Source organism: Natrinema soli, from assembly GCF_028618695.1.
This window is the reverse complement of sequence record NZ_JAQIVI010000810.1, coordinates 1-550: the sequence shown is the minus strand read 5'-3', so window position 1 is coordinate 550 and position 550 is coordinate 1. Positions and strand designations below refer to the sequence as shown.

At 68.4% G+C, this 550-nt stretch carries 1 protein-coding gene; it reads left to right on the top strand.

The window, feature by feature from the left end; all coding sequences use genetic code 11:
* The coding region (locus tag PGX04_RS33105; RefSeq protein ID WP_273742354.1) for a hypothetical protein at positions 1-382 on the top strand (382 nt) is incomplete at its 5' end.
* Positions 383-550: the final 168 nt, after the last annotated feature.

The following is a 550-nucleotide window of genomic DNA, read 5'->3' as shown; positions in this document are numbered from 1 at the left end:
GCCCGCTCGCGACCGCGAGGGCACGGGCGACAGCCAGCCGGCTCGTCACCGAGTCGTCCGCAGTACTCGCGGGCACTCACCGCCCGGTGCCGCCCATGCAGGCGTAGCGCACCGCGTCGAGTCAGTGATCGGCGGTCCCCGGTGTCCCGACCTGTTCTTCCTTGTAGCCGAGGAATTTCCGGATCAGATGCTGGCAGCGATTGGACACGTGGCAGCTGACCGCGGGCTGTTCGGACGCGGTCGCGGTGGTGGATGGCTCACCCGCTCGCTGGGTCTCTCCGGTCGACGATTGGGAGTGGTGCAGTTTGGCATGACCCCAATCGTCATGATCACCTTCTCGCAGGTGTCGACGGCCAGATTGTCGTCGGCCTCAAGGCGGTGACACACCTCCACGATCCTCCCGCTTCAGTCGCGGCCCCGTCCGCCCGGCTGGGCGCGCTTCCGGTCGCAGTCGACCGTCCCACGTTGCTTTGCAGTGTCGCCACGCCAGGCTCGCTCATCCTCGAGGTGGCGCTCGAGCCCGGCGTCCGTGGCCACGAGCACATCCGGC